The sequence below is a fragment of the Bradyrhizobium liaoningense genome, assembly GCF_018130825.1.
GTDB lineage: Bacteria > Pseudomonadota > Alphaproteobacteria > Rhizobiales > Xanthobacteraceae > Bradyrhizobium > Bradyrhizobium liaoningense_B.
Genome location: NZ_JAFCJS010000013.1, coordinates 44,131 through 62,181, shown reverse-complemented (window position 1 = coordinate 62,181; position 18,051 = coordinate 44,131). Strand labels below are relative to the sequence as shown.

The following is an 18,051-nucleotide window of genomic DNA, read 5'->3' as shown; positions in this document are numbered from 1 at the left end:
ATTATGGAACCTGGGGGATCCGAAGGGAATTAGGTTCGCTTCAACCAAACGGCTTCACGACCGATTCAATACGATCCAATTGGGAAATCTGCCGGTAAGCGGTTGGAAGTTACCTCATGGGACAAGCGACGGCACAACCGGAGCCTCTCCATGCGGACCTTCCTGCAACAGGCAGCAGACCGCCTGCACGCGATCGAAGATCGACTGGCCGTACGGACGCAGATCGCCGCGGCCGTCGCTGCCATGTCCATCGTGCTGGTGGGCACGCTCGCCGCCGGTGCGGCCCTCGTCAGCTACAGAAACACCGCAACACTCATCGAGAACAATCTGGCCGGGACCGCGGCCATGGTGTCGGGCCGGCTCGATCGCGTCATGGCGACGCGGCGGCAGGAAATGAAGCTGTTCGCAGAGCTGCAACCGATGGAGCAGCTATGGCAGGGCGACCCGGCCGCGTTGCGCAGCTCGCTCGAGGCACTTCAGCATTCCTTCGATTTCGCCTGGATTGGTTTCGCCGACATAAACGGGAACGTCGTCGCGGCAACCGGCGGCCTGCTGGAAGGCAAGTCCGTGGCTGCACGCCCATGGTTCAAGCAAGGCCTCGAGCGAGTCGCCGTCGGCGACGTGCACGAGGCCCTCCTGCTCGCCTCGCTGCTGACGCAACGCGCCAACAACGAACCCTATCGCTTCGTCGACATCGCCGTTCCCGTGCGTGATGCCGGCGGCAAGCTGCTCGGCGTGCTCGGCGGACATCTGGACTGGAATTGGGCGACCAGCCTGATCAAGGACGTCGAAGCCAATGACGGCAATGCCGATGCAACGCTCTCGATCATCAGCAAGGGCGGAATGGTCTTGGTCGGGCCACAGAAGGAAACCATCCGCTATGACGGCGACGACCTCGCCGGCATCCTGAAGGCGGGCGACGGCACCTTCCACGAGACCAGGGACGGACGGCAGATGCTGACCGCGTTCCATGTCGGTCGCGGCTTCCGCGACTATCAGGGGCTGAACTGGATCGTCACCGCGAGCCAGCCGGCGAGCGTCGCGCTCGCGGCAGCGATCTCGTCGGCGCAGACGATTCTGGCTATCGGCGCCGTGACTGCGCTGATCGCGCTGTCGCTGGCCGTACTGGTCTCTCGCCGGATCGCCGCCCCGATCCTCGCCATCACGCAGGAAGCCGATCGCATCGGACGCGCCCATGGCCCGACCATGCTGGCGCGGCAGAGCGGCTCGGCCGAGGTCGTCCAGCTCTCGCGCGCGCTGCGCTCGCTCTTGCGCCGCATCGGCCTCGCCGAGGAGCGCACCAAGGAAGCCGAGCTGCGCGCGAGCGAGAACGCGATGCAGCTCCAGGAGGACATGCTGAAGCTGCGCCAGCTCGCCGACACCGATTTCATGACCGGCCTGATGAACCGCCGCTCCTTCCTCGCCGTCGCCGACGACGCCGTCGCGTTCTACCGCCGCTACAGGCGCAACATGGCGACGCTGATGATCGACATCGATCATTTCAAGAAGATCAACGACGCTCACGGCCACGCCGCCGGAGACGACGCCATCAAGCGCGTTGCCGAGATCGTCAGCCAGTCGATCCGGACCACCGACAAGGCCGCCCGCTTCGGCGGCGAGGAGTTCGTGGTGCTGCTGCGCGAGATCGACCAGGAGACCGCCGTGCTGCTCGCCGAGCGCATCAGGACGTCGATCGAGAGCGCCACAATACGTCATGGCGACACCGTCATTCCCCTCACCGTCTCGGTCGGGCTTGCGCTGTTCGACGAGCACGACCGCGACGTGCAGGACATCATCGAGCGCGCCGACCAGGGCCTCTATGTCGCGAAGAAGACAGGGCGCAATCGCACCATCCTGATGCCGGCCGAAGACGAGCGCGCCGCGCGCGCCGCCTGAAGACTTTCAGTCCAACGCGTGCGCGATCACCTTGCGCATGACGTTGGGCAGCGCCTCGTCGGCAAGCGTCGCGATCGGCACCCAGCGCATGTCTGTGGGCGCGCGTGTGCGGGCTTCGGCCTTCGCCGTGTAGACCACCAGCTCCAGCGGAAAATGCGTGAAGACGTGGGTGACGACGCCCACCTTGCGCTGCCAGCGCGAGAGCCCCTTCAGCTCCGGCGCCTGCTGCTTCGCCCTCGCATCCTCTTGTCCGGCGAGCCAGTCCGAGCCCGGCACTTCCGTCATGCCGCCGAGCAGGCCCTTTTCAGGCCGCGAGCGGACGAGGAGTTCGTCGCCGCGCGTGATGACGAAGGCGGCGCCGCGCCGCAGCGTTCCGCTCTTCTTCGGCGCCTTGCGCGGAAAGGTCTCCTGGGTGCCCTGCGCGCGCGCCGTGCAGTCCTCGTTCAGCGGGCACAGCGAGCAGGCCGGCTTCTTCGGCGTGCAGATCGAGGCGCCGAGATCCATCAACGCCTGCGCACTGTCGCCGGCGCGCGAGTTGGCGAGCAGGGTCGTAGCCAGTTGCTGGATCAAGGGCTTTGCCTGCGGCAGTTCCTCTTCAACGGCAAAGAGCCGCGACACCACCCGCTCGATATTGCCGTCGACCGGCATGGTATGGCGATCGAACGCGATCGCCGCAATCGCCGCCGCCGTGTAGGGCCCGATCCCCGGCAGCGCGCGTAGCCCTTCCTCCGTATCGGGAAAGACGCCGCCACGCTCGCGCGTCACCGCCACCGCGCAGGCATAGAGATTGCGCGCACGCGAATAATAGCCGAGCCCGGCCCACATCCGCAGCACGTCGTCCTGCGAAGCCCGCCCCAGCGCCGTGACGTCAGGCCAGCGCGCGACGAATTTTTCGAAATACGGCCCGACCGCCTTCACCGTGGTCTGCTGAAGCATGATCTCGGAGAGCCAGACGCGATAGGGATCCGACACCTCGCCGGGCGCGGCGCGCCAAGGCAGGCGGCGGCGGTGGCGGTCGTACCAGGCAAGCAGCAATGTCGGACGAGCCGGCGACGTGCCTGCCGCCGTGCTCTGTTCCTTCTTGCGCGCAGTCGTGGAGGGCATGCGCTTTTACTAGAGGAGGATTTCGCGCGTGGCCAGCGGGACCGAACCGTTGCGCACTATAACGTCTTGCGTTATGACCGAGAGATGTCGAAATCGTCGACTACCACGACTAGGAACGGGCTCCTCCGCAATCCCCATCCCGGCGAGATCCTGCTGGAGGAGTTCTTGAAGCCGATGGAGCTCAGCCAGAACGCGCTGGCGCGGGCCGTGCGTGTGCCGCCGCGACGGATCAACGAGATCGTCCTGGGCAAACGCGACATCACCGCCGATACCGACCTGCGGCTCGCCCGCTATTTTGGTCTGTCGGAGGGCTTTTTCCTGGGGCTCCAGATGGACTACGATCTGATGCAGCGACGGCGTGAGATTGATCGCGACCTCAAGGCCATCCGGCCTCGCGCGGCGGCCTAGCGGACACCGCCCATGTCCAAATCCGGTCCCATCTTCAAGCCCGGTCCCATCAGCGCAAAACCGCTCGGGATCCTGCTCAACGACGTCTTTGCCGAGGCCTATGCCAAGCAGGGCTTTGCCGCGCGCGAGCTGGTGACGCGGTGGGCGCAGATCGCGGGGCCCGAGATCGCGGCCCATGCCGAGCCGCTCAAGATGCAATGGCCACGGCCGGTCGAGGGCCAGCCGCAGGAGCCGGCGACGCTGGTGCTGCGGGTCGAGGGGCCGATGGCGCTGGAGATCCAGCATTCCGCGGACGTGATCCTGGAACGGGTCAACCGCTTCTTCGGCTGGAGCGCCGTCGGCAAGCTGGCCTTCCGCCAGGCCCCCCTGTCGCGGCCAAGGGCCCGGAAGCGGCCCAGCCCACCGGACCCCAAGGCGGTCGCCAAGGTGGCGGAGAGCCTGACCGACATCGAAGATGAACAATTGAAGACCGCGCTGGCGCGGCTCGGGGCCGCCATCAAGCGAAATTGAGCCTCATTTCGCGGGCAATCTGGACCCGTGCTTGCGGCCCGCCATTGCCTCAGGCGACGTTTCAAGCTAGCGACAGGCCGCCCGGGCGGGAACCTTGACCCGATCCCTTGGGCGACATCTTGCCAATTCGGGAGCCGACCTTGATCATTACCCGCCGCGCCTTCACCACGATGCTGTCGCTGACCGGGCTTGCCGCGGTCGCCGGGCTCTCGCCGCTGCGGTTCATCTCGGAAGCCATGGCGCAGTCTGCCGCCGATGTGGCGAAGCCCGTGTCGCTGCCCGACATGGCGCTCGGCCCGAAGGACGCCGCCGTCACCATCACCGAATACGCCTCGATGACCTGCCCGCACTGCGCCGCCTTCAACGAGCAGGTGTTCCCCAAGATCAAGTCGGAATACATCGACACCGGCAAGGTGCGTTACATCTTCCGCGAGTTCCCGCTCGACATCAAAGCGGCAGCCGGCTCGATGCTGTCGCGCTGCATCGCCAAGGACGATGCGCCGAAATACTTCGCCGTCACCGACATGCTGTTCCGCCAGCAGAGCGACTGGGTGTTGAAGAACACCACCGAGACCCTGACGCGGATCGGCAAGCAGGCCGGCCTCACCCAGCAGCAGGTCGAGGCCTGCCTGAAGGACCAGGCGCTGCTCGACAAGATCGCCGCCGACCAGAAATATGCCAGCGACGTGTTGAAGGTGGATTCGACGCCGACCTTCTTCATCAACGGCGAGAAGATCAAGGGCGAGGCCTCGTTCGAGGAGTTCGCCAAGAAGATCAACCCGCTGCTGAAGAGCTGATTCGCTCGTCAAGATCCTGATTCGCATCTCGAAAGCCGTATCTTTCCCGGCATAAATCCCTTGGGAAAAGCGGCTTTCGCCGGTTGCCCTCGCGGCGCACCGCGGCCATTGTCCAGCCGCATGAGGCGCTTCGCGCGACTCGCCCCGGATAGTGACATTGCCTTCCATGGTAGTGTCCCGGCAGGGGGATTCGCGCCTGCCAACAGAGATGCGTGCTTATGAAAATCACCCGCCTGCGACTTCACGGCTTCAAGTCTTTCGTTGAGCCCACGGACTTCGTCATCGAGCCCGGCCTGACCGGCGTCGTTGGACCCAATGGCTGCGGCAAGTCGAATCTCGTCGAAGCGCTGCGCTGGGCGATGGGCGAGACCTCGTACAAGTCGCTGCGCGCCGCCGACATGGACGCGGTGATCTTCGCCGGCTCCGGCAACCGTCCGGCACGCAACCACGCCGAAGTGACGATGACGATCGACAATGCCGATCGCACCGCACCGGCGGCGATGAACGACAGCCAGCTTCTTGAAATCTCCCGCCGCATCGAGCGCGAGGCCGGCTCGGTCTACCGCATCAATGGCCGCGACGTGCGTGCCCGCGACGTGCAGATCCTGTTCGCCGACGCCGCCACCGGCGCGCGCTCGCCCGCCCTCGTCCACCAGGGCAAGATCGGCGAGATCATCCAGGCCAAGCCCGAGCAGCGCCGCCGCGTGCTGGAAGATGCCGCCGGCGTCGCCGGCCTGCACGCCCGCCGCCACGAGGCCGAGCTGCGGCTGAAGGCGGCCGAAACCAACCTCACCCGCGTCGAGGACGTGATCGGCCAGCTCTCCGGCCAGATGGAAGGCCTGAAGAAGCAGGCCCGCCAGGCCGTGCGCTACCGCGAGGTCGCGGCCAAGGTGCGCAAGGCCGAAGCCACGCTGTTCCACCTGCGCTGGATCGGCGCCCATGCCGACGTCAACGAATCCGGCCAGACCCACGATCTCGCCGTCCGCGAGATGGCCGAGCGCACCCAGCACCAGGCCGAAGCCGCCCGCATCCAGGCGATCCGCGCCGCCGAAATGCCGGCGCTGCGCGATGCCGAAGCGCGCGCCGCCGCCGGCCTCCAGCGCCTAACCAATGCCCGCGAATTGCTCGACCGCGAGGAAGAGCGCGCCAAGGAGCGCGTCGCCGAGCTCGAACGCCGCCTCGCCCAGTTCGAAGGCGACATTTCCCGTGCTCAGCAACAAACCATGGACGCCGACGTCGCGCTGCAGCGGCTCGACACCGAAGACGCCGAGCTGAAGGAAGAGATCAAGTCGCGCGTCGAGAAGCGCTCCGGCGTCGACGAGCGTGTCGGCGAAGCCGAGGCGGTGCTGACCGAGACCGAGCAGCAATTCGCCGAGCTCACCACCGCGCTCGCAGACCTCACCGCCAAGCGCAACCAGCTCGAAGCCAATGTCCGCACCCATCGCGACAAGCTCGCCCGGCTCGACCAGGAGATCGCGAACGTCACCGCCGAAGAGCAGAAGCTCACCGAGGCGACCGGCGGCTTCGGCGATCTCGACGAGCTGACCGCTCTGGTCGAGACCGCGGAGCAGACGCTGGCGGCCTCGGAAGCCGCGGCGCAGGCCAGCGAAGCCGCGCATGTCGCCGCACGCCAGACGCTGGAATCCTCGCGCTCGCCGCTGAACGAAGCCGACAAGCGCGTGCAGCGCCTGGAGACCGAGGCGCGCACGATCTCCAAGATCGTCAACGGCGAGACCAAGAATCTGTGGCCGCCGATCATCGACGGCATCACCGTCGACAAGGGTTTTGAAAAAGCGATCGGCGCTGCGCTGGGCGACGACCTCGACGCGCCGATCGATCCGTCGGCGCCGATGCGCTGGACCAATGTCGGACACACCGAGGGCGATCCGGAGCTGCCCGAAGGCGCCGTTCCGCTCTCCAACCATGTGCAGGCCCCGGCCGAGCTGGCCCGCCGTCTGGCGCAGATCGGCGTGGTGCCGCGCGAGCGCGGCGCCGAGCTTGTCTCGCAGCTCAAGACCGGCCAGCGGCTGGTTTCGCCCGAGGGCGACGTCTGGCGCTGGGACGGTTTTGTCGCCGCCGCCCACGCTCCGACCGGCGCCGCCCGCCGGCTTGCCGAGCGCGCCCGTCTCGTCGACATCGAGAACGAGCTGGAGCAGGCCCGCATCGACGCGCAGATCAAGCGCCAGGCGCTGGAGAATGCCGAGTCCGAGCTGCAGATGGCGGCCAGCACCGAAGGTGCCAGCCGCGAAGCCTGGCGCGCCGCACAGCGCGAGCTCAACGTCGCGCGCGAGCGTCATGCTACCGCCGAGCGCGAGATCAGCCGCCACGCCGCCCGCAAAGCGACGCTGTCGGAAGCGCACAGCCGTCTCGCCGCCGACCGCGCCGAGGCTGAAGCCGCCTACGAATACGCCGAGGCCGGCATCAGCGAGCTGCCGTCGAGCGAGGACACCGAGACCCGTCTCGCCGCCGTCCGCAGCGACATCGAAGCTCATCGCCGCATGGCCGCGCAGGTCCGCGCCGAGGCGCAGGCGCTGGCGCGCGAGGCCGAGCTTGCCGACCGCCGCGTGCAGGCGATCCTCGCCGAGCGCACCGAGTGGGCGAACCGCAAGGAGAGCGCGGCCTCCCACATCGACACCATTCAGGCCCGTATCGCCGAACTCACGATCGAGCGCAGCGATCTCGAAAACGCGCCGCAGGTGTTCGCCGAGAAGCGCAGCGCGCTGATCACCGAGATCGAATACGCCGAGAACGACCGCCGCATGGCCGCCGACGCGCTCGCCACCGCGGAGACCGCGATGGCCGAAACCGATCGCGTCGCCAAGCTGACGCTCGAGGCGCTGTCCAGCTCGCGCGAGGCCACCGCCCGCGCCGAGGAGCGCATGGAAGGCGCCCGCCGCCGGCTGGAGGACATCGAGCGCGAGATCCGCGACATGCTCGAGGTCGAGCCGCAGGCCGTTGCCGGCCTCGCCGAGATCGAGCCCGGCGCGGAGCTGCCGCCGCTGCACGACATCGAGGAAGACCTCGAAAAGATGCGCCGCGACCGCGAGCGCCTCGGCGCGGTCAACCTACGCGCCGAGGAAGAGCTGCGCGAGGTCGAGACCCAGCACACGGGTCTGGTCACCGAGCGCGACGACCTGGTCGAAGCCATCAAGCGGCTGCGCCAGGGCATCCAGAGCCTCAACAAGGAGGCGCGCGAGCGGCTGCTGACCTCGTTCGAGGTCGTCAACAACCACTTCAAGCGCCTGTTCGTCGAGCTGTTCGGCGGCGGAGAGGCCGCACTGCACCTGATCGAGAGCGACGACCCGCTCGAAGCCGGTCTCGAGATCATCGCCAAGCCCCCGGGCAAGAAGCCGCAGACGCTGTCGCTGCTCTCGGGCGGCGAGCAGGCACTGACCGCGATGGCACTGATCTTCGCGGTGTTCTTGACCAACCCTTCGCCGATCTGCGTGCTGGACGAAGTCGACGCGCCGCTCGACGACCACAACGTCGAGCGGTACTGCAACCTGCTGCACGAGATGACCGGCTCGACCGACACGCGCTTCATCATCATCACCCACAACCCGATCACGATGGCGCGGATGAACCGGCTGTTCGGCGTCACCATGGCCGAGCGCGGCGTCTCGCAGCTGGTGTCGGTGAGCCTGGCCGAGGCCGTGGACATTCTCGACCAGAACGTGGCTTGAGAAGATTGACCGTCATTCCGGGGCGATGCGCAGCATCGAACCCGGAATCTCGCGCTACAATCTCTGGATTCCGGGTTCGCGCTCCGCGCGCCCCGGAATGACGCGAGGTTGTCGATGATCTCCCCCACCCTCCCCGCCGAATTGAAAGCCGCCCTCGACGGCAAGCTCCAGGGCTTTTCCCGCACCGACGCCGCACAGCGGTCGCAGAAGATCTCGACCACCTACCGCGCCGGCGGCGGCTCCGGCACGATCAAGTCGGAGGCCGATGCTCTCGCCTATGCATTGGCGCGCATGCCGGCGACCTACGCGGCCGTGGCCGCGAGCCTGAATGCCCTGACCGAGATCGCACCAAGCCTTGCGCCTGAAACGCTGCTCGACGTCGGCGCAGGCCCGGGCACCGCGAGCTGGGCCGCCGCGGAAGCCTTTCCATCGCTGCAGGATTTTACGCTGCTCGACGCCAACGCCACCCTGAGCCGGCTCGCGCTCGAGCTGGCGCGCGACAGCACGCGCCTCGCGGAGTGCCGCTATCTGCCGGGCGATGCCGGCGGCAACCTCGCCGAGGTCTCGCAAGCCGATCTCGTGATTGCCAGCTACATCATCGGCGAGCTCAACGAAGACGACCAGCGCGCGCTGACAGAGGCGATGTGGGCGAAAGCCAGCCACGCGCTGGTCGTGATCGAGCCCGGCACGCCCGCCGGCTATGCCCGCATCCTCGCGCTGCGCCAGCAGCTGATCGCAGCTGGTGCCTACATCGCCGCCCCCTGCCCGCACGAAAAGCCCTGCCCGCTCACCGCGCCCGACTGGTGCCATTTCTCCCAGCGCCTGCCCCGCTCGCAGGCGCATCGCCAGATCAAGGGCGCCGAGGTGCCGTTCGAGGACGAGCGCTTCATCTACGTCGCCCTGACCCGCACGCCGCCAGCGGCCCGCGCCGCGCGCGTGCTGGCGCCGCCGGATGTCGGCAAGGCCGAGATCACGGCCAAGCTCTGCACCGAGGACGGGGTCGTGCTGGCGAAGATCCCGCGCCGCGACAAGGCCGCCTACGCGAGCGCCCGTCGCTGGCGCTGGGGAGATACGGCGGACTAAGTATCAAAGATTGAGACTGGCGCCGGCTACAACTCTTGTCGATTACCAATCATGGGCCGCACTTCGGTCGGATCACCGCACAATGGTCGAACCTCATCCAACCGTCCTGGACGGAAAGCTCACCTACGTTTCGTCCAAACCCAGTTTGGGCGCAGCCATCGGCGGGACCGTCATTGCCCTCGGCTTAATGTTGGTTTTCGCAAATGGCGCGACCGGAACGGTCGTGACGCCTGCAGGCGCGGCTGGGCTTCTCATCGCCCTCGTCGTGCTCGCGATCTCTCTGCTTCTGACGGTCATGCGACGCTGGACAGTGGAGTTCGATCTCACCGGTCAAAAGTTGACGATTGCGCAAAGCCTGCTTGGCCGCCCGAACACGATCGTTTTCGATTGTCCGCTCGACGAATGCATCCGAGTTGGAACGATGGAATACCGCAACGACGGCGGAGCCAGTTACGGTGCCTATGTCGAACTGAAGCAAGGTGGGAAATATTCCATTCCCCTACCAAACGGGACGCTTCGCGATGTCAGTCTCGCCGTATCGCATCTGGTGCGTGCCACCGGCATCCCCAGGTTCGATACCGTGGCGTAACCGGCAGCCACCGCCATTGCCGAAAGTTAACCCCGATCCGCGCTTTTGCCTTGAACTCGGACGGTTCCTGATCCGACCAAGTCTTACCTCCCCTCCGCGCCGGGGCTCTCGCCCTGTGCCAATTTGGTCTACCCTAGCGCCCGCCTTCTTTCCCTCTTCAGGAGTTCTCCATGTCGACCGGCTGGATCGTTCTCGGCGTCATCGTCGTCCTCGTGTTCCTGGCCTTCAGTGCCTACAACCGCCTGGTGGCGCTGAGCCAGCGCGTCGGCCAGGCCTTTGCCGATATCGACGTGCAGCTCAAGCAGCGCCACGACCTGGTCCCGAACCTGGTCGAGACGGTGAAGGGCTATGCCTCGCATGAGCGCGGCACGCTCGACGACGTCATCAAGGCGCGCAATTCGGCGATGTCGGCGCAGGGCCCGGCGCAGGTGTCCGCCGCCGAGACCCAGCTCTCCGGCGCGCTCGGCCGGCTGATCGCGCTGTCGGAGGCCTATCCGGACCTCAAGGCCAACGCCAATTTCCAGCAACTCGCGAGCGAGCTGTCGGACCTCGAAAACAAGATCGCGGCGAGCCGCCGTTTCTTCAACAACGCGGTCCAGGAATACAACACCGGCATCCAGCAGATGCCCGCCGCGCTGTTCGCCGGCATGTTCGGCTTCACCAGGAAGGACTTCTTCGATCTCGGCGCCAGCCGCACCGAGGTCGAGGCGGCGCCTCAGGTGAAGTTCTGATTGCTGCATGACCCTCACCTTCGTCGTTCCGGAGCGCGTCGAAGACGCGAACCCGGAACCTCGACCGCGACACTAAGCTCTGGATTCCGGGTTCACGCCGTTGGCGTGCCTCGGAATGACAGAAGCTAACGGAAGCAGTCATGGCCGCGTATGGTCTCTACACGCACATCGCCTCGAACAAGTTTCGTTCGATGCTGCTGCTCGGCGGTCTGTTCGCGCTGGTCTACGTGCTGGTCTATGCCGGCGCGCTGGTCGCCGAAGTTCTCATCGACAGCAACCGGACCGTCGCCTTCTACCTGAGCCATGCCTTCCATGATCTGATCGTCGCTGCGCCCGTCGCGACGGTCGTGACGGCGCTCTGGGTCGTGATCGCCTATTTCTTCCATCAGTCGATGATCGACGCGGTGACCGGCGGCCACGACGTCACCCGGCAGGAAGAGCCGCGCCTCTACAACCTGCTCGAAAACCTCTGCATCTCGCGCGGCATCACCATGCCGAAGCTGAAGATCATGGAGAGCCCGGCGCTGAACGCGTTCGCGACTGGCCTCAACCCGCGGCAATATTCGGTCACCGTCACCACCGGCCTCCTCAACGCGCTGAACGACAAGGAGATCGAGGCGGTGCTGGGCCACGAGCTGACCCACATCAGGAACGGCGACGTGCAGCTGATGGTGGTCGCTGTCATCATCGCCGGCGTGGTCGGCTTCTTCGGCGAATTGTTCTTCCGCCTGTTCACGAATTTGAGCTGGAACTCCGGCGGCTCGTGGTCCTCGGGCTCCTCCTCGTCGTCGCGCTCGTCCTCCTCGAGCAGCGACAGCAAGAGCTCGGGCGGCGGTGCGGTGATCGTCATCATCATCGCGGTCGTGCTGATCGTGGTGGCCTGGCTGATGTCCCAGGTGGTGAAGCTCGCATTGTCGCGCTCGCGCGAATATCTCGCCGACGCCGGCTCGGTCGAGTTGACGAAGGATCCGGATGCCATGATCTCGGCGCTGCGCAAGATCGAGAATCGCGGCGAACTGCCGGGCGCGACCTCAGCGGTGATGGAGCTCTGCGTCGACAATCCGCGCGAGGGCTTTGCCGACCTGTTCGCCACCCACCCTTCCGTGCAGTCCCGCGTCGATGCCCTCGTCAAATTCGCCGGCGGCCGTGACCCCGGTCCGCTGCCGGACCCCACTGAGGAGACGGATCAGGGCGAGACGGAACGGCCGGAGACGCAGGATACCCCGCCGCCGCTGTCGCAGGGGCCATGGGGCGATGCAGCCGGTCCGGCCAATCCGCCGCCCGTTCCCGCACCACACCCCTCAGGCGCCCCGGCAGGCAATCCGATGGGACCATGGGGCCGCCACTGAGCGACGCAATCGGCCGCGGTTCGTGGCGGGTTTGACACCGATCGGGAAAAACCTCGGGAATTGCCGCAACCTGGGCGCAAGGAATTGAATTCTCCCTTGTTTCTGCCATGTTCGCGCCCAACAGCAGACTTGGGACGTCCTTTCGGACATCGATTTGGGGCCCGGCCGATTGCGACCTCGCGATCGGGGGCGCGCGTTAGGGGACAGCAATGGCAAAGCCGGCAGTGGTTGTGGTGGGCGCGGACAAGGGCGGGGTCGGCAAGACCACGGTATCGCGCACCCTGCTCGATTATTTCTCAGCCAACAACGTGCCGACCCGCGCGTTCGACACGGAGTCGCCGCGCGGAACCCTGAAGCGCTTCCACCCCGACATCACCGAGATCGTCGACATGACGACGACGGCCGACCAGATGAAGATCTTTGACACGCTCAACGCTGTCAGCCCGTCGGTCACCGTCATCGACGTCCGCGCCGGCCTGCTCTCGCCGGCGCTGGCTTCGCTGCGCGACATCGGCTTCCTCGACGCCGCCAAGGCCGGCCAGATCACCTTCGCCGTGTTCCATATCCTGGGACCCTCGATCGCCTCGCTGGAGGAGATCGCCGAGACCGCGGGCTTCATGACCGGCGCAAAATATTTCCTGGTGAAGAACTTCATCAACGACACCCAGTTCTTCCAGTGGGACCAGGCGACCTATAATTCCTACTTCCACCGCATCAAGGACGCGACCGAGCTAACCATCCCCAAGCTCAACGAAATGGCCTATGAGCAGGTCGAGGTGTCATCCGTTCCGTTCCTGAAGTTCGTCGCCAACAAGGGCATCAGCGACGAGGCCGCGAACTATTCGTTCGTGCTGCGCGGCTATGTCCGGCACTGGCTGGCCAACGTCTGGAGCGAGTTCGACCGCATCCGGCTGACCGACATCGTCGGTTCGAAGCCGGCGACCCGCAACACCGAAAAATAGTTGCGCAAGCAGGGCTGATACGGCTGGATTGGGCGGTGAGTTGGCCTGATATAGCTGTTGATGCCCGCTACGCCCGTCTACATCATCTGCTCGCCCCGCCCGCAGGTCGGTAAGACCCTGCTGGCGCGACTCTTGAGCGAATTCCTGTTGCTCAAGAACGGCAACGTCGCGGCCTTCGACGTCAATCTGAAGGAACCGTCGCTGCTCGACTATTTGCCGAAGATCACCGAGACCGCCGACGTGATCGACACCTACGGCAAGATGCAGCTGATGGACCGCGTCATCGTCGATGACGGGCTCTCCAAGGTGATCGACCTCGGCTTCCACGCCTTCGACGAGTTCTTCAAGATGAGCGAGGAGATCGGCCTGCTCAAGGAGGCGGCACGCCGCCACGTCGCGCCGCAGATCCTGTTCGTCGCCGACACTGACCGCGTCTCGGCCCGCGCCCATGAGATGTTGCGCGGGCAGATCCCGCGGATGAACCTGATCACGGTGGACAACGAATATGTCGTGCGCGGCGAGCTGCCGCCTGCAATGGAAGGCGGCCGGCTGTTTCGCCTGCCCGCGCTGCCGGGCTTCCTGAAGACCTATATCGACCGGCTGAGCTTCTCCTTCACCGGCTATCTGCGCCAGGAGAAGGACCACTCCACCGAGCTGCACCAGTGGACGCGGAGGAATTACATCGCTTTCCGGGAGCTCGAGCTCAGCCTGATCCTGCAGCGGTCGTGACCGTCGTCCCAGCCTAGTGCGCAATTGCGCACGGGGCCGGGACGACAAGAAGTCAATGTCCCTCGAACGACATCAGCGTGCGCACGGGCACGTCCATGGCGCGCAGCTTGGCGGCGCCGCCGAGCTCGGGCAGGTCGACGATGAAGCAGGCGGCGACGACGTTGGCGCCGATCTGGCGTAGCAGCTTCACCGCGCCCTCGGCGGTACCGCCGGTGGCGATGAGGTCGTCGACCAGGATCACGCGCTCGCCGGGCGCGACCGCGTCGACATGCATCTCCATCTCGTCGATGCCGTATTCGAGCGAGTAGGCGATCCGCACGGTGGTGTGCGGCAGCTTGCCCTTCTTGCGGATCGGCACGAAGCCGGCCGAGAGCTGATGCGCCACCGCGCCGCCGATGATGAAGCCGCGCGCCTCCATGCCGGCGACCTTGTCGATCTTGTTGCCGGCCCAGGGATTGACGAGTTCGTCCACCGCGCGGCGGAAGGCGCGCGCGTCCGCGAGCAGGGTCGTGATGTCGCGGAACATGATCCCCGGCTTGGGATAGTCGGGGATGGTCCGGACGCTCGCCTTGATGTCGTGGTCAAAGGTCATTCGTTTCTCGTTTCGTTGTCATTCCGGGGCGGCTCGAAGAGCCGAACCCGGAATCTCGAGATTCCGGGTCTGGTGCTTGCGCACCATCCCGGAATGACGAGGTGAAATATCTTGCACTCAATTCGTCCCCGCATCCAGCCGGAACGCATTTTCGACAATACGCAAGCCCACCTCGCCGCCGAGCGACATCAGCGATTCCGGGTGGAATTGCACGCCGGCGACGGGGAGCGTCTTGTGCTCCAGCGCCATGGCGACGCCGTCCTCGGTGCTGGCGGTGACCGACAACACGTCCGGCATGCTGTCGCGCTCGACATAGAGCGAGTGATAGCGGCCGATGACGATCTCGTTCGGCAGGTTGCGCATCAGCCGCCCGCCGCGCACCTGGACCCGCGAGGGCCGGCCGTGAGCGGGATGGGTCAGCTGGCCGAGCTCGCCGCCGAAATATTCGCCGATCGCCTGCACGCCGAGGCAGACGCCGAACACCGGCAGCTTCTTCTCCAGCGCCGCATCGATGGTCTTCTTGATCCCGAAATCCTCAGGTCGGCCCGGGCCGGGCGACAGCACCAGCAAATCCCACCTCTTCTGCTTGAGCATGTCGAGCGCATGCACATAGCGGACCACGGTGACCTCGGCGCCGACCTGGCGGAAATAATCGGCGAGCATGTGCACGAAGCTGTCGTCGTGATCGATCAGCAGCACGCGCTTGCCCGACCCGGTCGCATCGGGCGCAAAGGTCGAGAGCGGCTTTGGCGGATCGCCGCGCAGTGCCTGGAACAGGGCAGCCGCCTTGACCTGGCATTCGCGGTCTTCCGCAGCGGGATCGGAATCGAACAGGCAGGTGGCGCCGACGCGCACTTCGGCGAGGCCATCCTTCATGCGGATGGTGCGGATGGTGAGGCCGGTGTTGATGCTGCCGTCGAAATTCACCGCGCCGATCGCACCCGCATACCAGCGCCGTGGCGAGCGCTCGTGATCCTCGACGAACTGCATCGCCCAGAGCTTCGGCGCACCGGTGACGGTGACCGCCCAGGCATGGGTGAGGAAGGCATCGAGCGCATCGAAGCCGGGACGCAGCATGCCCTCGACGTGATCGACGGTGTGGAAGAGCTTCGAGTAAGTCTCGATTTGGCGGCGCGCCAGGACCTTGATCGTGCCGGGCACGCAGACGCGCGCCTTGTCGTTGCGGTCGACGTCGGTGCACATGTTGAGCTCGAACTCGTCCTTCTCCGAGTTCAGGAGCTGGCGGATCTGCTCGGCATCGCCGATCGCATCAAGGCCGCGCGCGATCGTGCCCGAGATCGGGCAGGTCTCGACGCGGCGGCCGTCCGAGCGCACGAACATTTCGGGCGAGGCCGAGACGAGGAATTCACCCTCGCCGAGATTCATCAGCGCGCCGTAGGGCGACGGGTTGATGACGCAGAGGCGCTGGAACACTTCGGCCGGCGAGCGGTCGCAGGGCTCGGCGAAGAGCTGGCCGGGCACGGCCTCGAACAGGTCGCCGCGGGCGAAGGCCGCACGCGCGGTCTCGACGGTGGCCTGATATTCGCCGGGCGCGTGATCGGCAAAGCCCTGGCGCGGCGTCTTCAGATACGGGCTGTCGGCGGTCTCGCGCGGCAGGCCCTCGGTGGACTTGCCCTTCCAGGTGAAATCGTAGGAGAGCACCACGCCGCGACCGGTGGCGCGGTCATAGGCCAGCAGGCGATCGGGCACGTACAGCACGATGTCGCGCTGGTCGGCCTCGCGCGGGCGCTTCTGCACGAGGTCCTCGATCTGGAACACGAGGTCGTAGGCGAAGGCGCCGAACAGGCCGAGCAGGCCGTCGTCATTGGCGGAGAAGGCGGCGACGAGGTCGCGCACCAGCGACATCACGCTGGCGCGGCGCGTGCGCTGGTCTTCCTCGACCGGGGCATCGCCGCGGATGATGTGACCGGCAAGGCGCGTCGTCGACTTCTCGGAGATCACCACGCAGGGCTCGCGCAGCACATCGCCGAGGAAGGCGATCAGCACCTGCCCGCGTTCGTTCAGCGCTTCCAGCTTGAAATTGACGCCAACCGTCTCGAGCTTGAGCGGCGGATCGGAGAAGCCGAGGTCGAAGCTCTCGTAGCGGCCGGGCACGGTCGTGCCCGAGGACAGCACCACGCCGCGGCGGCGGTCGAGCAGGTTGACGAGATCGTCGAGCCTGTTGGCGCCGCCGGTAAACTGCTCCGCCACGCGCGTGATCGCGAGACCCGCGCGGGTCGCGTACTCACTTCTGGCCGGAAGGGCAAAGACTGTCCTGTTCATGTGATCCTCTTGGGGTCCTCTTACGAGACTTGCCGAGGGAACGCCACACAGGACAAACGATCAGGCCGCCGCGCTGTGCTGGCGACCTTCGACGATTTTGAGAAAAGAAATCGCACCGGCCACCTCGTCAGGAGGTGCGCCACCAAAGACGGGCTGGGCGGACGGCGGTGCTCATGGGCGCGATACTCACCATGGCCCGGGGGCGGCGTCAAGGGTGGGCCCCATGCCGTAGCCCGGATGGAGCAACGTCGATCTCCGCCGTCGTCCCGGCCTAGTGCGCAATTGCGCACGGGGGGCCGGGACCCACAGCCACCGAACTGAGTTCGGCGACGACTCGAAGTGGCAGCCCGCCTCAGCCACAAGATCCTGTGGTTATGGGTCCAGGCCTTCGCCGGGACTACACCGGCGCGACTAGCGCACCCCCTACCCCAGATGCTTCCTGAAAAACTCAGTCGCCCGGCCCCAGGCGAGCTCGGCGGCTTCGCGGTCGTGCACGGCCTGGCGCTGCTCGTTGACGAAGGCGTGCTCGGCGTCATAGCGGAACAGCTCCAGCGACTTGCCGGCGGCCTTCATGGCCTTTTCGAAGCCGCTGACCAGCTCCGGCGTGCACCAATCGTCCTTGTTGGCGAAATGGGCCTGGAGCGGGATCTTGACGTCGGCGGGCTTGGCCGCCTGCTCCGGCGGGATGCCGTAGAACACGACGCCGGCCGCAAGCTCCGGGATTTTCGTCGCGCCGATGATGGTCACGGCGCCGCCGAGGCAGAAGCCGGTCAGGCCGACCTTGGCGCCATTGCGCGACAGGTACTGCGTGGCGCCGCGCACGGTCTGCGTGGTGGCGTCCATGAAGTCGAGCGAGTTCATTTCCTTGTTGGCGGAATCCATGTCGTGATACGGCACCACCTTGCCCTTGTAGAGATCGGGCGCCAGCGCATCAAAGCCGGCCAGCGCGAAGCGGTCGCACAGGCCCTTGATCTGGTCCGACAGACCCCACCATTCCTGGATCACGACCACACCCGGCGCGTTGCCGCGCGCGGCATTGGCGAGATAGCCCGAGGCGTCCTTGCCGTCCGGGCGCTTGAAGGTGATGGCGGTTCCCATGGTGTCCTCCGGGTGAGTTTCTGGGGGAGCGGTTGGCGGTATTTTGGCGGGTGAGAGCCGATGACGCAATCCACACTCCTGTCATTCCGGGGCGCACGAAGCGCGAACCCGGAATCCATTGGGCCACGGAGTTGGTGGATGAATGGATTCCGGGCTCGATGCTGACGCATCGCCCCGGAATGACAGCCAATAAAAAAGCCCCCTTGCGGGGGGCTTCTTCGTTTCTCGTCGCGCGCC

Annotated in this window: 15 protein-coding genes; 11 read left to right on the top strand and 4 right to left on the bottom strand. The window is 66.1% G+C overall.

The annotated features are described in order from the left end of the window. The first annotated feature begins 150 nt into the window (after positions 1-150). Positions 151-1,896, top strand: a complete 1,746-nt coding sequence (locus JQ603_RS35995; protein WP_212347714.1) for a sensor domain-containing diguanylate cyclase — start codon at positions 151-153, stop codon at positions 1,894-1,896. A 6-nt stretch (positions 1,897-1,902) separates the two neighbouring features. Here JQ603_RS35995 and mutY read toward each other — a convergent pair whose 3' ends face one another. Continuing rightward, positions 1,903-3,000, bottom strand: a complete 1,098-nt coding sequence (gene mutY / locus JQ603_RS35990) for an A/G-specific adenine glycosylase (protein ID WP_212347711.1) — start codon at positions 2,998-3,000, stop codon at positions 1,903-1,905. Between the two features lie 84 nt (positions 3,001-3,084). Between mutY and JQ603_RS35985 the strand changes: the two genes are divergently transcribed. The 10 genes from JQ603_RS35985 (at position 3,085) to JQ603_RS35940 (ending at position 13,841) form a co-directional block, all read left to right on the top strand. Then, a complete protein-coding gene (locus tag JQ603_RS35985; RefSeq protein WP_212347707.1) occupies positions 3,085-3,408 on the top strand; it encodes a HigA family addiction module antitoxin in 324 nt (107 codons plus the stop codon). A 12-nt stretch (positions 3,409-3,420) separates the two neighbouring features. Further along, positions 3,421-3,918 carry a DUF721 domain-containing protein gene (locus JQ603_RS35980; protein ID WP_212347704.1) on the top strand — a complete coding sequence of 166 codons (498 nt, stop codon included), beginning with the start codon at positions 3,421-3,423 and terminating at the stop codon, positions 3,916-3,918. Between the two features lie 140 nt (positions 3,919-4,058). Further along, the gene (locus JQ603_RS35975; RefSeq protein ID WP_018648824.1) at positions 4,059-4,715 is read left to right on the top strand and encodes a DsbA family protein; all 657 of its coding nucleotides are present in this window, start codon (positions 4,059-4,061) and stop codon (positions 4,713-4,715) included. 218 nt (positions 4,716-4,933) lie between these two features. Then, the gene (gene smc, locus JQ603_RS35970) at positions 4,934-8,398 is read left to right on the top strand and encodes a chromosome segregation protein SMC (RefSeq protein WP_018648825.1); all 3,465 of its coding nucleotides are present in this window, start codon (positions 4,934-4,936) and stop codon (positions 8,396-8,398) included. 114 nt (positions 8,399-8,512) lie between these two features. After that, on the top strand, positions 8,513-9,481 hold the full coding sequence (locus JQ603_RS35965) for a small ribosomal subunit Rsm22 family protein (protein ID WP_212347701.1): 969 nt from the start codon (positions 8,513-8,515) through the stop codon (positions 9,479-9,481). Between the two features lie 82 nt (positions 9,482-9,563). Continuing rightward, complete coding sequence (locus JQ603_RS35960) at positions 9,564-10,070, top strand: hypothetical protein (RefSeq protein WP_212347698.1); 507 nt, start codon at positions 9,564-9,566, stop codon at positions 10,068-10,070. Positions 10,071-10,240: 170 nt separating this feature from the next. Then, entirely contained in the window at positions 10,241-10,801 is a 561-nt protein-coding gene (locus tag JQ603_RS35955; protein ID WP_212347695.1) for a LemA family protein, read from the top strand. 140 nt (positions 10,802-10,941) lie between these two features. Beyond that, on the top strand, positions 10,942-12,150 hold the full coding sequence (locus JQ603_RS35950) for a M48 family metallopeptidase (RefSeq protein WP_212347692.1): 1,209 nt from the start codon (positions 10,942-10,944) through the stop codon (positions 12,148-12,150). Positions 12,151-12,359: 209 nt separating this feature from the next. Continuing rightward, entirely contained in the window at positions 12,360-13,112 is a 753-nt protein-coding gene (locus JQ603_RS35945) for a hypothetical protein (RefSeq protein ID WP_212347688.1), read from the top strand. Between the two features lie 60 nt (positions 13,113-13,172). Further along, entirely contained in the window at positions 13,173-13,841 is a 669-nt protein-coding gene (locus JQ603_RS35940) for a hypothetical protein (RefSeq protein ID WP_212347685.1), read from the top strand. 52 nt (positions 13,842-13,893) lie between these two features. Here the strand turns inward: JQ603_RS35940 and JQ603_RS35935 are convergent, their stop codons facing one another. The 3 genes from JQ603_RS35935 to JQ603_RS35925 all read right to left on the bottom strand — a co-directional run bounded on the left by JQ603_RS35935 (position 13,894) and on the right by JQ603_RS35925 (position 17,814). Beyond that, positions 13,894-14,433, bottom strand: a complete 540-nt coding sequence (locus JQ603_RS35935) for an adenine phosphoribosyltransferase (RefSeq protein WP_036024845.1) — start codon at positions 14,431-14,433, stop codon at positions 13,894-13,896. 117 nt (positions 14,434-14,550) lie between these two features. Beyond that, positions 14,551-16,716 (bottom strand): anthranilate synthase component I, encoded by a 2,166-nt coding sequence (locus JQ603_RS35930; RefSeq protein WP_212347682.1) that lies wholly within the window; start codon positions 16,714-16,716, stop codon positions 14,551-14,553. A 423-nt stretch (positions 16,717-17,139) separates the two neighbouring features. Further along, positions 17,140-17,814, bottom strand: coding sequence for a dienelactone hydrolase family protein (locus JQ603_RS35925; RefSeq protein ID WP_212347679.1), 675 nt, complete (start codon positions 17,812-17,814; stop codon positions 17,140-17,142). Positions 17,815-18,051: the final 237 nt, after the last annotated feature.